The 17,824-nt window shown below is 59.4% G+C and carries 14 protein-coding genes; 12 read left to right on the forward strand and 2 right to left on the reverse strand.

The window, feature by feature from the left end; all coding sequences use genetic code 11:
• The first annotated feature begins 39 nt into the window (after window positions 1-39).
• The 3 genes from PG871_RS19415 to PG871_RS19425 all read left to right on the forward strand — a co-directional run bounded on the left by PG871_RS19415 (window position 40) and on the right by PG871_RS19425 (window position 4,057).
• A complete protein-coding gene (locus PG871_RS19415) occupies window positions 40-1,314 on the forward strand; it encodes a Wzz/FepE/Etk N-terminal domain-containing protein (protein WP_270732594.1) in 1,275 nt (424 codons plus the stop codon).
• A gap of 487 nt (window positions 1,315-1,801) precedes the next feature.
• Window positions 1,802-2,467, forward strand: coding sequence for a sugar transferase (locus tag PG871_RS19420; protein ID WP_270732596.1), 666 nt, complete (start codon window positions 1,802-1,804; stop codon window positions 2,465-2,467).
• An 87-nt stretch (window positions 2,468-2,554) separates the two neighbouring features.
• Window positions 2,555-4,057: a hypothetical protein gene (locus PG871_RS19425; protein WP_270732598.1), complete on the forward strand. Its 1,503-nt coding sequence runs from the start codon at window positions 2,555-2,557 to the stop codon at window positions 4,055-4,057.
• Window positions 4,058-4,067: 10 nt separating this feature from the next.
• On the opposite strand, the gene PG871_RS19430 is transcribed toward PG871_RS19425, so the two are convergent.
• Window positions 4,068-4,571, reverse strand: a complete 504-nt coding sequence (locus tag PG871_RS19430; protein ID WP_270732600.1) for a serine O-acetyltransferase — start codon at window positions 4,569-4,571, stop codon at window positions 4,068-4,070.
• 121 nt (window positions 4,572-4,692) lie between these two features.
• On the opposite strand from PG871_RS19430, the gene PG871_RS19435 reads away from it, so the two are divergent.
• From PG871_RS19435 to PG871_RS19445, 3 genes are read left to right on the forward strand one after another with little or no spacing between them, the layout of a single operon-like run.
• On the forward strand, window positions 4,693-6,699 hold the full coding sequence (locus PG871_RS19435; protein ID WP_270732601.1) for an acyltransferase family protein: 2,007 nt from the start codon (window positions 4,693-4,695) through the stop codon (window positions 6,697-6,699).
• Window positions 6,699-8,261, forward strand: coding sequence for a GMC oxidoreductase (locus tag PG871_RS19440; protein WP_270732603.1), 1,563 nt, complete (start codon window positions 6,699-6,701; stop codon window positions 8,259-8,261). The genes PG871_RS19435 and PG871_RS19440 overlap by 1 nt, the downstream gene beginning before the upstream one ends.
• Window positions 8,245-9,000 (forward strand): SDR family oxidoreductase, encoded by a 756-nt coding sequence (locus tag PG871_RS19445; protein WP_270732606.1) that lies wholly within the window; start codon window positions 8,245-8,247, stop codon window positions 8,998-9,000. The genes PG871_RS19440 and PG871_RS19445 overlap by 17 nt, the downstream gene beginning before the upstream one ends.
• A 9-nt stretch (window positions 9,001-9,009) precedes the next feature.
• On the opposite strand, the gene PG871_RS19450 is transcribed toward PG871_RS19445, so the two are convergent.
• A complete protein-coding gene (locus PG871_RS19450) occupies window positions 9,010-9,756 on the reverse strand; it encodes a WecB/TagA/CpsF family glycosyltransferase (RefSeq protein WP_270732609.1) in 747 nt (248 codons plus the stop codon).
• Between the two features lie 184 nt (window positions 9,757-9,940).
• Here PG871_RS19450 and PG871_RS19455 point away from each other — a divergent pair, with 184 nt between their 5' ends.
• The 6 genes from PG871_RS19455 (at window position 9,941) to PG871_RS19480 (ending at window position 17,815) form a co-directional block, all read left to right on the forward strand.
• A complete protein-coding gene (locus PG871_RS19455; RefSeq protein WP_270732612.1) occupies window positions 9,941-11,074 on the forward strand; it encodes a Gfo/Idh/MocA family protein in 1,134 nt (377 codons plus the stop codon).
• On the forward strand, window positions 11,062-12,030 hold the full coding sequence (locus PG871_RS19460; protein WP_270732617.1) for an NAD-dependent epimerase/dehydratase family protein: 969 nt from the start codon (window positions 11,062-11,064) through the stop codon (window positions 12,028-12,030). The genes PG871_RS19455 and PG871_RS19460 overlap by 13 nt, the downstream gene beginning before the upstream one ends.
• Entirely contained in the window at window positions 12,027-13,247 is a 1,221-nt protein-coding gene (locus tag PG871_RS19465; RefSeq protein WP_270732619.1) for a glycosyltransferase family 4 protein, read from the forward strand. The genes PG871_RS19460 and PG871_RS19465 overlap by 4 nt, the downstream gene beginning before the upstream one ends.
• On the forward strand, window positions 13,244-14,209 hold the full coding sequence (locus PG871_RS19470; protein ID WP_270732621.1) for a glycosyltransferase: 966 nt from the start codon (window positions 13,244-13,246) through the stop codon (window positions 14,207-14,209). The genes PG871_RS19465 and PG871_RS19470 overlap by 4 nt, the downstream gene beginning before the upstream one ends.
• Before the next feature lie 2 nt (window positions 14,210-14,211).
• On the forward strand, window positions 14,212-16,323 hold the full coding sequence (locus PG871_RS19475; RefSeq protein ID WP_270732626.1) for an NAD-dependent epimerase/dehydratase family protein: 2,112 nt from the start codon (window positions 14,212-14,214) through the stop codon (window positions 16,321-16,323).
• A gap of 262 nt (window positions 16,324-16,585) precedes the next feature.
• Window positions 16,586-17,815 carry a Hint domain-containing protein gene (locus tag PG871_RS19480; protein ID WP_270732628.1) on the forward strand — a complete coding sequence of 410 codons (1,230 nt, stop codon included), beginning with the start codon at window positions 16,586-16,588 and terminating at the stop codon, window positions 17,813-17,815.
• The last annotated feature ends 9 nt before the right edge of the window (window positions 17,816-17,824 follow it).

Consider the following 17,824-nt stretch of genomic DNA (forward strand, 5'->3'; position numbering starts at 1 on the left):
GCGAAATCACGGCGCCAGAACGACGTTTGAGGATCAGGCATGGACAGGTTTCAGTCTCTTGGAGAGGTACTGAGCATGCTCCGCAGAAGGGCTCTTCTGTGGGTGTCTGTCATTGCGCTTGGCGTACTGATCTCTTTGATGTATGCGCTGTCCCTGCCCCGCGAATATGAAACTTCCGCCACCATCCAGATTGAACAGCCCACCATTCAGACCGGCGAGTCCTCCCGCGGGTCGTTGAATGCGGAGATGCTGCAAAAACTGCAGATCGTTGAGCAACGTGTGATGGCGCGCGACAACCTGCTCGCGATCATCGAGAAATTCGGACTTTATCGCAACGCTGGTCTGAGCAATTTGCAAAAGGTGGACCTGCTGCGTCGTGCCGCCCGTGTTCAGCACATCACAAACCCGCAACTGCGGTGGCGTCAGGACATCAGCCCTTCGGCATTGTTGGTGACCGTGCGTATGACTGACGCGGCGCTAGCGGCCAATGTCGCCAATGAACTGGTGAACAACGTGCTGGATCAGGAAGAGGCGAGCCGGTCTGCGCGCGTGCGCGAAACACTGGACTTTTTTGACAGCGAAGAGCGCCGCATCAGTGCCGCGATCTTTACGCTTGAGGCGCAGATTGCCGAGTTTAAACGTGAAAACGCGGTGATCTTGCCCGGCGGCGTGGAAAGCCTGCGCACTCGTTTGACCGACCTGCAAGAGATCGAGCTTGAAGTGCAACGCCAGATCCTGTCGTTGCAGGACGGTGGCGAAACCGAGGCAAGCACCATTCGCGGTCAACGGATTGCGCGCCTGCGCGAAGAACGTGAACTGTATCAACTTGAGATCAGCGGGCTTGAGGCGCAACTTGCCGCGACCCCGGCGATTGAGCAGGCTTTCAGCAAGCTGGAGCGCCAGCTCGGCAAGCTGGAAGATCAGTACGAAGCGGTTACCGTTGGCAAGGCACAGGCCGAAATGGACCAGATGCTTGAGGCCAACCGAAAGTCTGACAGTTTTGCGGTGCTTGAAGTGGCGCTGCCACCGGATTGGCCGATTGCACCGTCTCGCAAAAAGATCCTCGCGATGGGCGGCATGCTCAGCGCGGCTGTGGCGCTAACGTTGGTGTTTCTGGCGGAAATGCGCAGCCCAGTGATTTGGACCCGTGGCCAGCTTGAGCGGCAATTGCGCCTGCGCGCTGTGGCTGCGATCCCGGTGATCGAAACAAAAGCCCGCCGCCGCAATCGCCGCATCCTGAGCATAGCAAAAATCGGAGCCGTGTTGGCCACAGCAGCGGCACTGGCGGGAATCGCTTTGAAATTCGGTCGGTAAGTCGCCGCATTCCTGCCTCATTTCACCAAACTCACCGAATCAATAGGCAGCCAACGCGCTTTTCCGCACTATTTGACAAACGCGAAAATGCCATTTTGAGAAACAATCCCACAAGCGCTGATAGAACCGTTTCCAAACCGCATTCGGATTTGGGGACTATTAACCATCTTTTGAGCAAATGAGATTTTGTTTGTTGGTTAATATTGATTAAAATCAATACTTTAGGGAATTTTGACGCAAAGTTACAGTGGATTTCGGGAAAATTGTGTCTAATATATGTTCTTGGGTGGGCGCTTCTGAGAATGGAGCACCGAGGGAAAACGGAAGACTGCTGAGCGATGAGCCCTGCTGCCAGGGCGCTATTCAATACGGTCCAATAAAAGTTGCACGTGTCAATTTTGGCGCGACGGCGAAGCTTTGACCGAAACTTGGCCTTTCAATCATATCCCAAAGTGCCCCGAACGACGTGTTAGTGGGGACGACGCTGATGGCGATCTATTCGCGGAAAGACTTTGCGCAGGGCTTTGAGGTTTCAACGCCGCAGCGCGGCCTGTATCGCGGCTTTGTTAAGCGCGTTTTGGACATATTGTTTGTCCTGACAATCGCGCTGCCGGTGGGGTTTGTGGTGCTAATGCTGGCGCTGCTGATTGCCCGCGACGGCGCTTCGCCGATCTATCGACAAAGACGCGTCGGCAAAGATGGCCGCATCTTTTATATGCTCAAGCTACGCTCGATGGTACCCAACGCGGATCAAAAGCTCGAAGAGTATCTGCGTCAAAACCCTGAAGCCCGCCGCGAGTGGGACGAAAAGCAAAAGCTGACCAACGATCCGCGCATCACGCCGATTGGCCGCCTGATCCGCAAGTCGTCTTTGGATGAGTTGCCACAGTTCCTGAACGTGCTGAGCGGTGACATGTCGGTGGTTGGCCCGCGTCCGATGATGCCGGAGCAAGTGCGTCTTTATCCTGGCGCCGCATATTTCACTATGCGTCCCGGAATTACCGGATTTTGGCAGATTTCGGAGCGCAACGAATGCAGCTTTGCGGAACGGGCCATTCATGACGGAAACTACGACCGCGCGCTGTCGCTGCGCACGGATGTGGCCGTGGTGTTGCGCACTGTGTCGGTTGTGGCACTGGGCACCGGTGTCTGACACAGCTGACCGCTGACAATCGAGAGGCGCGCGCTATAGTGGCGACGCGCCTTTTTCATTCCCACCGAACAGGATGTGCCCCGCCTCATGCCAAACGCACTTGCCACAGCGATGCTTGTGATCTGGCCGGTCGTGATCTGGCGGCTGTTTTTGGTGCTGCCGCCAGGCCGCGCGCTGATCTGGTCGTTGCTGGGCGCCTATTTGTTGTTGCCACCTCCGCCGGCGGCGATCGATTTTCCACTGATGCCTGCCTTGGACAAGACGTCCCTGCCCAATCTCGCCATCCTGCTCGTGGCCTATCTGGTTCTGCGCGGGGAGAACCGTCCGCGCTTGCTGCCAGACAGTAGTGTTGCGCGTTGGTTGCTTCTGATCTTTGTGCTCAGCCCGATCGCCACGGTGTTTACCAACCCCGAGCCGTTGATCTTTACCGAGAACTTCATTCGTGGGCTTTATCTTCAGGATGCCATCGCGCAGCCGATCAACCGGTTCATTCTGGTGATTGGCTTTCTGATGGCGCGGCAATATCTGACCACGCGCGAAGATCAACGTGATCTGCTGATCGCGCTGGTGATCGCCGGACTGGCATATTCCTTACCGATCCTGCTTGAGGTTCGCCTGAGCCCGCAGCTTAACAATTGGGTTTACGGGTATTTCCAACACCTGTTCTCGCAGACCCTTCGTCAGGGCGGATATCGTCCGATGGTGTTCCTCTATCATGGGATTTGGCTGGCCTATTTTGTGCTGACCTGCCTGTTGGCGGCCTTGGCTGTCTGGCGAGCAGATCGCAGCGCGACACGCGCCAAATACATGATCGCGGCGTTTTATCTGCTTGGCGTGCTGGTGCTGTGCAAAACACTCGCAACGCTGGTTTATGCCGGTGCAGCTGGTGCGTTGATCCTTTTGCTCAGCACGCGGATGCAGGTGCGGGTGGCCGCCCTTCTGGCGTTGATCACGATCAGCTATCCGGTGCTCAAGTCGATCGACCTTGTGCCCGCCGAAGTTATCCTATCGCAGGCCGAAGCGATCAGCGAAGAACGTGCGCACTCTTTGGCGTTCCGGTTTGAGAACGAGGATATTCTGGTAGACCGTGCCTTTCTCAAACCCTGGTTTGGCTGGGGCATCTGGGGCCGAAACCACGTCCATGACCCTGATACCGGCTTTATCACCTCTGTGTCGGACGGATATTGGGTGATTGTAATCGGAGTCTGGGGATGGGTCGGCTACATCGCCCAATTCGGGCTTATGTCACTGCCGATTTTCCTTGTCTGGCGCGAATTGAAGTTGGTGTCCCGGTTTGAGAGAGAACAGTTTCAGCGCACCGCGTCCTTTGCTCTGATGGACCGCACATATGGTGTCGGGGACACAGACCGAGGGTTGTCACCCTACCTCGGGCCGTTGGCGTTGATGCTGGGGTTCAACCTGATTGACCTGTTGCCCAATGCGACGCTGACACCGACGACATGGCTGATTGCGGGGACGTTGTTCGGTCATGCCGAACGGTTGGCACGGCGCAGAAAAGATGGCGTTCAGGAAAACGTCGAACCGCCCCCGCCTTCAGAAACTGTGTTGAAGCGGCGAACGGTTCTGTAGATACGCGGCGCTACTCGGTCAAACGCGACCCAATCACTTTTGCGGGCACGCCGGCCACCACCGCACCCGAAGGCACGTCTTTGGTCACCACTGCATTGGCTCCGATTTCGGCGTGGTCACCCACAGTTAACGGTCCGATTATTTTGGCGCCTGCGCCCACATCAACATGACCGCCAAGCGTCACCGCGCCAGCCAATGTCACCTGATGCATCAACTGGCAATTTGGTCCGATCACCGCGTCAGGATGCACTATTATGCCAGTCGGATGCGGCAGTCGCAGCCCGCCTGCGATCTGCATGTTCAGGTGAACTTCGCATTGTGTCAGCAGCGACCAGACCTTGTGCACCACAACCCAGTACTTTGCCGCGATCCCCCCAAACAGCCCACCGCGCGCCTTGGCGGCCTGATAGCGCCGAATGGAGCGCACCAACTTTGGCCCCGCATCCCAGAAGCCGCGCACCGCCTCGCGGCCCACATCTGCGACCTCTGCTGAAACTGTTTGATCTTGTGACACGCTGCCCTGCCTTCAAATTGCCCCTAAATCGTTGTCGCAAAACCTCTCTTGTCGTGCAACGTCCGTGTTGTAACACGCGCGCCTCTTGCGGGTTTTGTTCGAGAGGTATTTTCTGCGCAACATGAAGGACGCCATGATCCAACCACAGCCCCATCGGGCGGAAATTGACGGTTTGCGCGCCATCGCCGTACTGGCGGTGGTGTTTTATCACTTTGGCCTGCCCGGTGTTTCCGGCGGGTTTGTTGGCGTGGACGTGTTCTTTGTGATCTCCGGCTTTCTGATCGGTGGCATCCTTTGGCGCGAGAAGATTGCGACCGGAAAGCTTGGCTTGGGCCAATTCTATCTGCGACGCATAAAGCGCCTTGCGCCGGCTTATGTGGCTATGGCCATCGCGGTGTTGGTGGTGGGGTGGCTGGTGCTGTTGCCCAATGATTATCGCGAGACCACCAAAGGGGTGATCGCCGCGACCGTGTATTTATCCAATGTGCTGTTCTTCCGCCAATCCGGCTATTTTGACGGCGTGGCTGAGGAAAAGATCCTGCTGCACACGTGGTCGCTGTCGGTGGAGGAGCAGTTTTACCTGTTTTTGCCGCTGGTCTTTCTGTTCCTGGGCCGGTCGCGGCCTGCGATGCTTTGGGGATTTGCGGCGCTTTTTCTGCTTTCGCTGATCTCATCGCTGCCGATGACTGAACGCAGTCAGCCTGCCGCCTTCTACCTTTTCCCTTTCCGCGCGTGGGAGCTTTTGGCGGGCGTATTGCTTGCGGTTTGGGCCACCGAGAAACGCTTTGAGTATCGCGTCAATGCAGGGGTTAGCTACGCTGGTCTTGCGATCACGCTTGGCGCGGTTTTTCTGATCCAACCCGGTGCACACTTCCCCGGATGGCAGGCGATTTTTCCTGTATTGGGCACTGTGATGCTGATCGCGAACGGGCAACACGACAACCTTGTGAATCGTGTGTTGTCGATGCGTGTGCCGGTGGCGATCGGGCTGATTTCCTATTCGCTTTACCTTTGGCATTGGCCGGTGCTGACGCTTACCACTTATGTAAGGGGCGCGTATGCAGGCCCCGGTGAAGTTGCGCTTTGGATCGCGATCAGCGGGGTTCTTGCAACAGCCAGCTGGGCGATGATCGAACAGCCGGTGCGCAAGGCCAAGTCCCTTGGAGGGCCGGCGGTTTTGGGCGGCGCGGTTGTGGCGTCTGTGCTGTTGTTGGGTGTCGCCGGATATGTTTTCCGCGCCGACGGCGTTTCAGGGCGGTTTGGACCGCAAGCAAACATCCATATCGCAGCCACCGGCGATTTCTTGCAGGATTTCTCTCGCTGCCGTACAGCGAACGAAGGTCCGTTTGAAGGGTTGGACGTTTGTCCCATTGGCCCTGAAAATACGCCACCAAGCATGCTGATCTGGGGCGACAGCCATGTGCGTGCAATGTACGAAGGACTGGCGCAAATCGCAGACGAGTCTGACCGCGCTGCATTGGTGATTTGGCGCGCCGGCTGTGCGCCTGCATTTGATCTGGAAAAACAAGAGAGCGCGGCAACAGCGGCGCAAGACGCCGCCTGCACTGCCGCCAATGCACAAATTCGCGAAGCCTTTGCCGAGATGCCTGAAATCAGCGACGTCGTGCTGATCGGGCGCTGGTCCTACTACGCGACCGGCAAAGGCACTGGCATTGATGCGCACAACACCATCACGCTTGCCAGTGACCGCTTTGATGCGCCTGCGCAAGCCGATCTGTTCGCGGCAGCCTTGCGTGCCACCGTGCAGGAAATCTCCTACACGGATCGGTTTGTGCATATCCTGGAACAACCTCCTGAGATCGCGCTTTATAGCGCGCCAAAGGTGGCCCGCGCGCTTGCACACGGACAGATCACGCCAGATGAGGGCACACGGCGTTCCGCCATTGGGCGGGCCGATGCCGAACGCCGCGCAAAATCGGCGCAGACCGCGATTGCCGAAAGCGGCGCGAACCTGCTTTTGACGTGGGGGGCGTTCTGTGATGCCTTTTTGTGTGAAGCGATCCATCTGGGCGTTGGCCAGTATTTCGACAACAACCACCTGACAAACGCAGCCGCGCGCCGCATTCGTGGTGTATTTCACCCCATCTTCAACCCGGAGCATCGGTGATGGTTTCAACGTCCAAGACATGGGATGTGATCGTCATCGGAACCGGCATGGGCGGTGGCACCATCGGGCGCCGGCTCGCGGAGGCTGGTCTGTCGGTGTTGTTTGTTGAACGCGGTCCTGCCGGTTTGCGGTCGGAGGAAACCGAGCTTAACGCGCAAATCTGGGATCAGGAGGCACGGTTGGTGCGGGGCTTTTGGCCCGAGCCGATGACCGTCGAGGTGGACGGCGTCACAACCACTTTCAATGCCCCACTCGGGGCCGGAGTTGGCGGCAGTTCGGTGTTTTACGCGGCAACGCTGGAGCGGCCCGAACCCCATGACCTGGACCACAGCGTAGAGATGCCCCATCCCACCGGTGGCTGGCCCGTCACCTACGCCGAAATGCGGCCCTATTTCTCGGACGTCGAGCGGTTGTTCAGCGTCACGGGCACCCCTGATCCGTTGGGCGATGGTGACAGCCTGCCAGCCGGCCCCGAGATGCCCAGCGCCGACAGAGCGTTGCTTGAGGCGATGCAAACGGCGGGCTTGCATCCCTATCAGGGCCACATGGCGCTGCGAAATCTGGACAAATGCGCCACCTGTCTGGGCCGCAAATGCCCGCGATCCTGCAAGATGGACGGGCGTTCGGCGGGTGTGGAACCGGCGTTGGAAACCGGACGGGCCGAATTGCTTGATTTGACCGAGGTCACCCGGTTGAGCGCGGATCAGAACGGCATCACCAAAATTACGGCGACCCGTCAGGGCGAAGAGTTTGACCTGTCCGCGCGGGCCTATGTGTTGGCTGCAGGGGCGTTGACGTCACCGCGTCTGTTGATGGCATCTGATCTGGGCAATGGGTCCGGCTTGGTCGGGCGCAACCTGATGTTTCATCTCAACGAAATCTTCGCGCTGTGGCCCGGACGCGCGTTCAAGGGCAGCCCCGCCACCAAGGCGCTGGCGTTTCGCGACGCCTATCACGACGGCGACAGCCGACTCGGGATGGTGCAAGCGATGGGGATCAAAGCCCGCTATGGCGAGATTGTGCATTACCTGAACATGGCTTTTGACCGCTCTGCCTTGCGCAAACTGCGCCTTTTGCGCCAATTAACCCGCATTCCCGCGGCGATTGCGGTGCGCGTGTTTGGCGAGGCCAAGCTGTTTGTCGGTATCCTTGAGGATTTGCCATACGCAGAGAACCGCGTTGTGTTTGACGCCGATGATCCACATCGTTTGCACGTCATCTACACAATCGCGCCAGAGTTGCGTGCGCGTCGCAAGGCTTTTCGGCAGTTGATCCGCACCCGCCTGAAAGGACTGCGCAGCGTGTTCCTTGGTACTGGACCGGAGCTGAATTGGGGCCACCCCTGCGGCACGTTGCGGTTTGGGGATGATCCCACAACCAGCGTGCTGAACCGCGATTGCCGCGCGCATGAGGTCGACAATCTCTGGGTGGCGGATGCGAGCTTTATGCCAACCTCGATGGGCGTGAACCCGAGCCTGATGATTGCCGCCAACGCGCTGCGGGTTGGAGATGCGATCATTGCCATGCTGAGCAAGGAGAAAACCGATGAACAAGCTGACTGACGGTGTGGCCGTGGTGACTGGCGCGGGGTCGGGTCTTGGGCGGGCTTTGTCTGTTGAACTTTGCAAGCGCGGACAACGGGTGGTCGGTTTTGGCCGCCGCGCCGATGCCTTGACCGAAACCGCCACACTAGCGGGAGATCTGTTCACAGCGATCCCCGCTGACGTGTCTGATTCAAACGCGGTGCGCGCTGCCTTTGCCAAAGCCCGCGCTATCGCGCCAGTCGCGATTCTAATCAACAACGCAGGTGTTTATCCGCACCGCGATATCCTTGATGAAACCGCCGAAAGCTTCATGGACACGGTGAATGTCAACCTGGGCGGCATGGTCGCCTGCACCCGCGCAGCGCTTGATGATATGGGCAAGACCGGCGTTGGTCGGATTGTGAATGTTTCAAGCTTTGCCGACATCGCCCCGCTGCCTTGTAGCGCGGCCTATTCCGTGTCCAAAGGCGCGTGTTCGGTGTTTTCCCGTGCTTTGGTGGCCGATCTTGGGGATCGCTTGCCGGGCATTGTCGTCAGCACGTGGATGCCGGGCATGCTCAGGACTGACATGGGTTTGCCTGACGGGTTGGAACCCGCAGTTGCCGCACACTGGGGTGCGTCACTTGCATTGGATGCCGACCGCAGCTTGAATGGCACCGTGTGGGAGATGGACCGCGAGATCTTGCCGACGCGTGGCATCAAGGAGCGGATCAAAGATGCGTTGATGTTGCGACGCAGGGCCGCGCGACAGCTGTGAGCGCATGGCCTAGCGTTGCGCCCACGATTCTCGCATCAGCGCGGGCAAAATGCCGAAGCAGCGCGCATATCGTCCGACCAGCCGCGCCGGACTGCCGAGCATTCGCCAGAGCCATTCCATCGCAATCGCTTGTACCCATTTCGGCGCACGCGTTTGGGTGCCTGCCAGAAAGTCCAACCCCGCGCCGATGCTGGCAAAGCCGACATCGGGGGCCAGAGTGCGGCCACGCGCGGCCAGCATCTCTTGTTTGGGGGCGCCCAGCGCCAGAAACGCCAGCCCTGCACCGCTGGCGTTTACCCGCGCCAACACTTCTGCGGCGGCATCGCTTTCGGGATCAAACCCCATTGGCGGCGCGATCTGGCAGACAACCTTTACGCCTTTGATTTGTGTCTCAAGCGCCAAAGCCGCGCCGTTCAAAGCCTCAGCCGTGCTGCCGATCAAGGCCACAGAAACACCTGTTTCGGCGGCAAGGTACGCCAGTGGCACCACGAGTTCAGAGCCCGGCACCAACGCCACCGGACGCTTTGCAAGCCGCGACAACCAGACAATCGGATTGCCGTCCGCCACCACGAAATCCTGGGCCAAATAGGCATGCGCAAACTTGGTGTCCCGCCGCAACTGCACCAGATGATCCAAATTGATCGTGGCAAGCGCAAATCCGTTTCCGTCGGCAAATCGCGCAGCGATCGCATCCCGCACCGCAGCCGCATTCGGTTGATTCACCGTCACGTCGCCTTCAATCGAGTGGAATTTCACGCCTTGGCCCCTAAATTTTGCGCTACGCTATCATCCTGAGCGTCCAAAGCCAGCCGGAGATCAGCAAAAGCTTGCCAAATTGGCCACATTTGGCCCTTCTTGGCATGGATATGGCCACGCGCGCTGGTCACCTTTCTCAGATGCTTTATATTTGGCTCAAGTCATTGAACAAAGGACACAACTCATGAACGCTCCTGTCGCGCGCAGCGTGTCTATTGTTGGCTGCGGATTCGTCGCCGATCTGTACATGCGCTCGCTGGCCAAACACCCCGACATTGCCGTCACGCAGGTCTTTGACCGTGACCCCGAACGATTGGCGGCGTTTTGCGAGCATTGGAAAGTGCGTGGCGTTGACAGCATGGCGCGGTTTTTGGGCAATCTGCCAACAGGGGCGCTTGTGCTGAACCTCACCAATCCGGCGGAGCATTACGCGGTCTCCAAGACCTGCCTTGAAAGCGGCCACCACGTATATTCCGAAAAACCGCTGGCCACCGAAATGGATCAAGCGATTGAATTGCACGAATTGGCTGCCGCCAACGGGCTGCTTTTGGCCTCCGCGCCTTGTTCTGTTTTGGGTGAAGCGGCGCAAACTTTGGCCAAAGCCGTGCGCGATGACATCGCGGGACCGGTGCGGCTGGTCTATGCGGAACTGGACGACGGGTTTATTGCACAAGCGCCCTACAAGGATTGGAGCAGCGACAGCGGCGCGCCGTGGCCTGCCGACGACGAATTCGCTGTCGGTTGCACGCTGGAACACGCGGGGTATTACCTGACATGGATGATTGCGATGTTTGGATCCGTGCGCCGTGTCGTGGCCGCCTCGACCGAGGCCATATCCGACAAACCTGTCACCGGAACGCCGGATTTCGCCACAGCGACTCTGTTTTTTGAAAGCGGCGTGACCGCGCGGTTGACCTGTTCGATTGTGGCCAGCCACGATCATCGCATCCGCCTGTTTGGCGACAAGGGCGTGTTGCAAGTCAAACAAAGCTGGGACAACGATGCGCCCGTCAAATTTCACCGCCGCACGACGTTGCGCCGCCGCTTGATCGAGCATCCCTTTGGCAAACGCATCCGCGTCGGCGGGGATACCCACCCCAAAGTGGATCGGTGGGGGGCAGCGGCCATGAACTTTGCGCTGGGGCCGGCCGAGATGCTGGATTCGCTGGCGCAAGACCGTCCCTGCCGGTTGAGTGCGGATTTTGGACTGCACCTCACCGAGGTCACGCTGGCGATGCAAAACGCCGGAGAAGACGGATGCGCGCAAGACATGACCACCCGTTGTGACCCAATCGCGCCGATGCCATGGGCGACATGATCTCGCCCATCGCCGTGACCGGCGCGTCCGGTTTTATTGGACGCCGCACCGTTGAGGCCGCGCGGATCGCCGGTCTTGAGGTTCGCGTTTTTGTGCGGCGCGCCGAAACCATGCCCGCCCACTGGCGACAGGACGCGGGCGTCGACATCACCATTCTGGACCTCGCCAGCACCAAAAATCTGCCTGACTACCTTGAGGGCGTGCAATCGGTGATCCATTGCGCCGCCGCCATGACGGGTGATCATGAAAACGACACGCTGGAAGCCACGCAGGCCGTGATCGAGGCGGTCGTCAAAACCGAGGTGCCGCATGTGGTCCTGGCTGGGTCGCTCTCGGTCTATGACGTGGGCACGTTGGAGGATGGGGCGATTTTGACCGAGGCCTGCAAGACCCGTGCCAAGGGGCGCGATGCCTATGCGGTGGCAAAATATGAGCAAGAGGATATGCTGCGCGCCGCCGCAGCGCTTTACGGGTTTGACCTGACGGTCCTGCGGCTTGGTGCGGTCTGGGGGCCGGAGCGATTGTTTAACGCCCACATTGGCCCCGCGATTGGGCCGGTGGTGTTTCGTCTTGACGGAGGAGGTGTTGTGCCAATCTGCGATGTTGAGCGCGCCGCCGAGTGTCTGATAGCAGCAAGCCAGTCGGCAAACGCGGTTGAGACCATCAACGTGTTCGATGACGATTTGCCAACCCGCAGCCAATTTTTGCGCGCCTTTCGCGCTTGCGGCTGGCCCACGCTAAGCGTGCCTCTGCCTCTTGGGGTAATGCGCCTGATCGCCACCATTACGCCCGATGCGCCAACCATGCCCGGCCTGCTGCGCCGTGCCATTTTGGACGCACGACACAAGCCGATGCACTATTCCAACGACCTGATGCACAAACGCCTTGGCCCTGTCACAAATATGCCCTTTGACACAGCTATGCAGACCGCAATCAAAAAAGAGCAGACCCTGTGACAACCTCGTCCAAACCCATTGCCTATTTGACCGGCGAATACCCCCGCGCGACGGACACCTTTATCCAGCGCGAGGTCGCGGCCCTGCGCGATCAGGGCATCGACGTGCACACATGTTCAATCCGCCGGACCGGCACAGAACATCTGGTTGGGGAAGAACAGCGCAGCGAGGCGGCCAATACGTTTTATGTGCTGGCCGCTGCGAAATCGCCTATCACACTCATTGCCGCACAGTTTGCAGCGCTGACCCACCGCCCCGGCGGCTATTTCCGTGCGCTGTTTCTGGCGTTGAAAACCGCCCCTCCGGGTCTGCGCGGCGTGCTCTTTCAGCTGTTTTACTTTGCCGAGGCCGCCGTTCTGGCGCAGCATCTGCGCAAAAAGGGCGTGCGCCACCTACACAACCACATCGCCAAGTCGTCCTGCACCGTGGCGATGTTGATGTCGGAAATGTCGGGTATTCCCTACAGCTTTACGCTGCATGGGCCTGATATCTTTTTTGCCCCTGATCACTGGCGGCTTGACGAAAAAATTGCGCGGTCAAAATTTGTCGCGTGCATCAGCCATTTCTGCCGCAGTCAGGCGATGGCGCTGTCTGATCCGAAACACTGGCACAAGTTGCACATCATTCACTGCGGCGTGGATCCCAGCCTTTATGCCGACACGCCGCTGCCATCTGGCCATCGGTTGCTGTTTGTCGGGCGGCTTGCGCCAGTCAAAGGTTTGCCGATTCTGCTGCGCGCGCTGGCGCCGCTGATCAAGGACTTTGCTGACCTCAAGTTGACCGTGATTGGCGACGGCCCCGGCCGCAAAGCGTTGGAGCACCAAGCGCAAACCACGGGCATTGCGGATCACGTCGACTTTGTCGGGTACAAGAACCAGACCGAAGTGGCCGAGGCCTTGGCGCAAACCGATTTGTTTGTTTTGCCGAGCTTTGCCGAAGGCGTGCCTGTCGTGCTGATGGAGGCGATGGCCGCTGCGCGTCCGGTGGTTACCACTCAGATTGCGGGCGTGCCCGAACTGGTGGACCACGGGACCTCTGGTCTGTTGGTGCCCCCCGGTGACACACACGCGTTGACCCGCGCGATTGCCAGCATTCTGGCCGACCCGAAACGCGCCGCCGAGATGGGCGCGCATGGTCGTGAACGGGTCGAAGTCGCTTTTACCGTTGCAACCGAAGCCACGCGGTTGGCGCAGCTGTTTGAGGCGGGCGAAACATGACCACAGCCATCGTGATCGGGCGCAACGAGGGCGCGCGTCTGGTGGCGTGCCTCAAATCGCTCACGGACCAAGGCGTCGAAATTGTCTACGTCGACAGCGGCAGTTGGGACACGTCGGTGGCCGAGGCGCGCAAGGCCGGTGCGCTGGTGGTGGAACTTGAGCGCGATGCGCCATTCACGGCGGCCCGCGCCCGACAGGCCGGATTTGACGCTTTGGCGCAAACCGGAGATCTGCCGGAATTTGTGATGTTTGTGGATGGCGACTGTGTGGTGGTGCCCGGGTGGATCGCCGCGGGCGAAGCCGCGCTGCGCGAGACGCCCGATCTTGGACTTGTCACCGGGTGGCGGGCGGAACTTTATCCGCAGCGCTCGGTCTATAATGCCATGTGCGAATTTGAGTGGCGCCGCCCTGCCGGCGTGATCACGGCCTGTGGCGGTGACATGATGGTGCGCACAGACGCCTTTCAACAGGCCGGCGGATTTGATGCCACAGTGATTGCGGCTGAGGATGATGAATTCTGCGTACGATTGGCCAAAGCGGGCTGGGGCCTGATGCGGTTGCCGCTTGAGATGACCCGCCACGACGCCGCTATGTTGCGGTTTGGCCAGTGGTGGCAGCGCGCCAAACGCACAGGTCACGGCTTTGCGCAGGTTGGCTGGATGCACCCGCCTTACTTTCGGCGCGAGCAAGTGCGCGCCGTGGTTTACGGGCTGATCTTGCCCGTGCTTTTGGTGGTGGGGCTTTTCTCTTCTCCGCTGCTGTTTCTGGGGGTCGTGGCGCTTTATGGCATGAACTATGTGCGCACCAGCAAGGGCCTGATCGCGGACGGTTTGCCCGGCTGGGAAGCCCGCCGTCACGCACGCCTGCTGACCCTGTCGAAATTGCCCAACATGATGGGTATGATCCTGTTTCACTGGCGACGCCTGCAGGGCCGCGCCATGCAAATTATTGAGTATAAGTAGCCATGACCGCTTCTGATCCCAACCGTCCGATCCGCGCTGCCCTGTTGGGTGCTGGCTATATCGCTGACTGGCATGCTGGCGCGATCAAGGCCACGCCTGGGGTCGAATTGGTCGCTGTCTGTGACCGCTCTGAGGCCGCCGCCGAAGCGCTGGCGCAAACTTATGGCATCACCGCGTATTCCGATCTGGACGCCATGTTGGCCGCAGGTGTTGCTGATGCGGTTCACATCGTGACCCCGCCGCAAACCCACCGCGCATTGGCGGAGGCCTGTTTGCGGGGCGGGGTGCATGTGGTGGTGGAAAAACCTGTTGCGCTGTCGGGTCAGGAAACCCGCGAAATCGCCGATATCGCTGAGGAAACCGGCCGCATATTTGCCGCCGGTCACAACTTTATGGGCACGCCCGGCTATCAGCGGCTGAAAAACCGGCTTGAATCCGGTGCGATAGGCCGTGTTGCTGCGACGGAGATCAACTGGCACTTCCCTCTCGCGCCCCTTCGGTCTGGCCCGTTTGGGCTTTGGTTGCTGCAGGAGCCCAAAAACCTTTTGCTGGAACTCGGGCCGCACCTGTTTGCCTTTGCGGTGGATCTGTTTGGTGATTTGGACGTGCATCATGTTGCGCTGTCCAAGCCCGTCGCAATTCCCGGTGACACTGACCGTCCGCAAGGGTTTCGCATTCTCGCCAGCGCCCGCGACGTCAGCGTGACAATCAACTTGTCGCTGGTGGAAACCATGGACGACCGCTCGGTGACTTTGCACGGCTCCACCGCAAGAGCACGCTATGACTATGCGCATGACGTGCTGGTGGTGGACGGCGACAACGCCGCCGACATTGTCGCCAACCCGTTTCTGCGCCAGATGGGCCTTGCCGGCCAGCATCTGCGCGAAGGCATGGTGAACGGCGCCCGTCAGCTTGCCTCGCTCAACCGAAAATCCCCGTACGGGCTGAGCTTTGCAGGGCTGTCCAGCGCGTTTTACGCCGCCATTCGATCCGGTCGACCGCTGGATACGCGCTTTGACGGGGCCAGTGCCGTCAAGGTCATGACGGCCATAGACGCCGCAAATGCGTTGTTGCCCAAGCCCGAGAAAAAACCCAAACCCGCCACCCGCGCCAAGCCCAAACCCACGGTTTTGATCATCGGCGGCACCGGCTTTATCGGGCGCGCCCTGACGCGGGCTTGGGTCGCAAAGGGGCGCGATGTGCGGGTGTTGTCGCGTGGTCAATCCGGCCCGTTTGACGACATAGCGGATCATGTTGAACTCTTTGGTGCGTCGCTCACCGATCCTGAGCAGCTCGCTGCTGCATTTGACGGGATCGAAATCGCTTATCACCTTGGAAAATCCATGGACGCCACGTGGGAGGCGGCCCTGAAGAACGATGTCGAGGTCACCGAAACCATCGCCCGCGCCGCCAATGCTGCTGGCGTCACACGCTTTGTCTACACCGGCACCATCGCCAGCTATGACATGTCCGATCCCGAGGTCACCATCACCGAGGCCAGCGACTTTGGCGATATGGAAACCCGCAACATCTATGCCCGCTCGAAGGCGGAGTGCGAGGCGCGGTTGCTGGAATTGCACCGCAAACACGATCTGCCGCTGGTGATCGCGCGTCCCGGCATTGTGGTGGGCAAAGGTGGCCCGTTGCAACATTGGGGCATTGGCCGCTGGCACGGCGCCGGTGCGGTGCGGATCTGGGGCAATGGCAAACATATCCTGCCGTTTGTGCTGAATGACGATGTCGCCGACGCGCTGATCCTCATGGCGGAAGAAGACGCCGCGATTGGCGAAAGCTTCAACCTTGTGGGCGAACCGATGCTGTCCGCGCGCGACTATTTTGACGCAATCGCCGCCCGTCTTGGCGCGCGTATCAAGGTGCGCTCGGGGCACCTGCCAGTGTTTTACGCCTCGGCCACAGTCAAACATTTGCTTAAAAAGCATGTGCTGCGCCGTGGCGGTTTGACGAACCCCTCTCTGGCGGATTGGCAAAGTCGCGCGCATTTCTCGCCGTTTGACAATGACCGCCCCAAGCGCCTGCTTGGCTGGCAACCAGAGCCGCGCCGCGATGCGTTTTTGACAAAAGCCGTGGATGAGGCCGACCTGCTCGGCTTCTGACACCGCACGCCTGTTCCACCCAAGTCCGGCGCTGCTTGGGCGTCGCATGTCGCCCTCCTGCGCAACATGTTGCACGTGCCCCTTTCCCTTCGGCCTCGCCCGGTGCCCTGTGCCATCGGCGCATCCTAAATCCCACCCATAGAGCTGGTTTTTACCTGCAATTTTCAACATTGCGGCTCTCGCGATTAAGGCATCATTAACCAGCCAAAAGTTACGCCGCTTTTCAGGGATGGACTTACTAAGCTCGAGGCGTACTTAAAAGATGGCACAGGTCGCACTGTTTACTTTTGACGATGAATCCAAATCTGAATTGACGGATTCCGACGGCAACGTCGACAACAGCGGAACGCTTGTCGGGGACGCATATTCCGATGGCAACGGTGTGGGCCATTTCGATGGCGACGGCGATTACGGCATTGTCGATCCCGATCCGATGTTCGACCTCAATCAAGGTACCATTGCGATCGAGTTCACCCAATCTGAGCCCTCCCCAGGCAATGCACCATGGACCGGCGCGCACACATTGTTCTCGTCCGACGCCAACGGCTATGGCTCGACCAATGGCGATCACCTGTCGATCTACATCAAGGCCAACGGAGAAATCTGTATCCGCCACCAAACCAACGGAACCGACTATTACTATTCTGGCGGCTCTGTGGTCCCCGGCGAGCCGGTGCAAATGACCTACAGCTTTGGACCAGACGGCAGCACCCTGACCGTCGACGGGCAGGTCAAGATTGCCGCACCCTATGAGCACAGCATGGCAGGCGGCACCAACGGCATGACCGTCGGAGCGAGCCTCGCAAGCTCGACAGAAGGCACTTCTGACAAGATCAACGGCTTTTTTGAGGGTGAAATTTCCCGTGTCGCTATCTATGACACGGTGGAAACATTTAATGACGCCATCCCATGTTTCCTTGCCGGCACGCCTGTTTTGACGCCAAGCGGCGAAGTGGCCGTCGAAACGCTGAAAGTCGGCGATCTGGTCACCACTTTGGACGGCGGTGCGCAAGCTGTGGTCTGGATCACAACCTCAACCGTTGACCGACTCACTCTGCGCCACAATCAGAAAATGCGCCCGATTGAACTTGACGTCCCCACCGTGACCGGCCCGCGAAAACTGGCCCTGTCCCGCCAGCATTGCGTGATGATGATCGACGGTCACCGCGAAGTTCTGGTGCGTGCGGCGCATCTTGAAAAACACGGCATGGCAACGCGCGCGCGCGCAAACGCACCAGTCACCTATGTGCACATCATGTTGGAGCACCACCACGTGGTCTGTGCTGATGGCATTCCTTGCGAAACCCTGCGCGCGGGCAAACTGACAGAGCGTCTGGTCTCCATGCCGAAAACACCCGGACAGAAGTCCGTTATGCCCGTGATGGAGCCCGCCCGTCCGGTTTTGTCTGGCGCTGAAGTGCGCGCGGCGGTGCGCGCAGGTCGCCTTGAATTCGCGTTCTGGCAGCCTCAAGGGATACAAAAAAGCGCCTGATCAGGGCAG

It is taken from the genome of Shimia sp. Alg240-R146 (assembly GCF_947331465.1).
GTDB lineage: Bacteria > Pseudomonadota > Alphaproteobacteria > Rhodobacterales > Rhodobacteraceae > Shimia.